Below are 2,058 nucleotides of genomic sequence, written 5' to 3' on the forward strand. Positions count from 1 at the left end.
AAATTTGCGATACTTTGAAATTTTAAGTCTGTAAAATTTCAGGAATGATCTAAATTTTATGCAGTGCTGACTATATATAATGTCGGCGTGGGATAAAATTTAAAATTTCGTAGATAATTTACGAAGTTGCAGGATTCGCGGCTCGCGAGATTTAAAGTGGATAGAATTCTGCGCCGAGGCGAGTAAAATTTATCGCTATCGCGCGGCTTGAAATTTTAAATTTTACCCGCTTATGTGATGGCGGAATTTCAAAATTCCACCGCTCGTGCAAGAGCCAGCCTGCGCAAAACTAGATTTTAAATTTGCTTGCTATGGTTTAATGCCCCAGTCGCAAGCAGGATAAAATTTTATAAATTTAAGGAAAATATGAAAAGCGGATTTGTAACGCTCATCGGGCGGACGAATGCGGGCAAGAGCTCGCTGTTAAACTATCTCTGCGGCGAGAAAATTTCGCTCGTCTCGCACAAAATCAACGCCACGCGCCGTAAGATTAACGGCATCGCGATGAACGGCACAGATCAGGTGATTTTCACGGACACGCCGGGGCTGCACGAAAGCGCCAAGCTGATGAATAAGCTGATGGTCGAAGTAGCGCTCGGAGCTATTGAGGGTTGCGATTTGGTGCTGTTTTTGGCGCCGGTACACGATGATACCGCGGAATACGAAAAATTTTTAAATTTAAACGCAGGCATCAAACACATCGTGATTTTAACTAAAATTGACGAAGTAAATGACGAAAAGATCGTGCAAAAGCTGCTGCAATATCAAAAATTTACCGATAAATTCGAAGCGATAATCCCCGTTAGCATCAAAAAAAAGGTCTATAAAAAGCAGGTTTTGGACGAAATTTGTAAAATTTTGCCCGAGCACGAGTATTTTTACGACCCCGAAATTTTAAGCGCGACCAACGAACGCGAAATTTATCGCGACTTCATACTTGAGGCGATCTTTGAGAGTATGAGTGACGAGATCCCGTATTGCAGCGATGTCGTGATGGAAAAAGTGGTCGAAAAACCGGGTCTAACCTCGGTGTATGCGCGGATCATAACGGATACCAATTCTCACAAAGAGATGTTGATCGGCAAAAACGGCGAGGCGATCAAACGGATCGGAATTCGAGCCAAAAAGTTAATTTCAAATTTTTCTAAGGTCAAAATTTACTTAAAATTAACAGTTTTTGTAAAAAAAAGCTGGAAAAATGACGAATTTAGGGTAAAAACCGATTTTATCTATTGACATTTTATTTTATTTCTATTAGTATTAGCAGCGTAGAAAATTTCATTTGGAAGTGGAGTGTTATGGCAAAGAATAGTAAAAATGCTAGTTCGATTGTTGCGATTAACAAAGTCACGCAAACCATATTCGGTCTAAGTGAGAATGAAGTTTTCGAGCACGACTTCTCAAAAGCGAATCGTGCGAAGGAAACTTACGTCTCATATATTCCGTATAAGGATATAATGACTGCGACGGTTGAGATAAGCAGATCGGTAGAGGACGCGGATCTTTTAGATGCGATCGTCGTTAAGGTGTATGAGGAGCTGGGGCTTGACACCGCTTTGGATTACAAAATCACTTATAGTGAGGTAATAGGCGCTGGCGGCGATGATAGAATTTTCAACGTCTTTGTCGTAGATAATGCCAAACTCACTTCAGAATTCGATGCGATCGCCGCTAGGACGAACTACATCGACTATGTGGCTATGGCTCCATTTTTATACGAGGGCTTGTATAATAGAGGCGTCCTAACTCGCGACGGAATCGACTGCTTCATCTACTTGCAGCGCGACGATGCGTTTTTGGTAGTGTATCAAAACGGCGAATATTTTCAATCTCGTCAAGTAAGATACAACCTAAAATTTTTGCATGAAAAATATGTTGAGCTAGTCGGCAGTAGAGTCGATGAAGAGAGCTTTTATAGATTGCTCTCCAAACAGGGAGTAAATTTAGAAAATCCGACCGAACGCGATTATATGATCCAAATTTTTGACGATATGTTTTACTACATCAACGACGTGTTGAACGGTATTAGTAAAATTTACAACGTCAATATTCAAAATG

Annotated in this window: 1 protein-coding gene and 1 pseudogene; both read left to right on the forward strand. The window is 40.7% G+C overall.

Translation table 11 applies throughout. The features are described 5' to 3' along the window. Positions 1–366 precede the first annotated feature (366 nt). Positions 367–1,236 carry a GTPase Era gene (era, locus tag Q0095_RS03200; RefSeq protein ID WP_297881298.1) on the forward strand — a complete coding sequence of 290 codons (870 nt, stop codon included), beginning with the start codon at positions 367–369 and terminating at the stop codon, positions 1,234–1,236. 62 nt (positions 1,237–1,298) lie between these two features. Further along, positions 1,299–2,058: pseudogene (locus tag Q0095_RS03205) on the forward strand (hypothetical protein); the annotation flags it as partial.

Source organism: uncultured Campylobacter sp. (assembly GCF_938045535.1).
Taxonomy (GTDB): Bacteria; Campylobacterota; Campylobacteria; order Campylobacterales; family Campylobacteraceae; genus Campylobacter_B.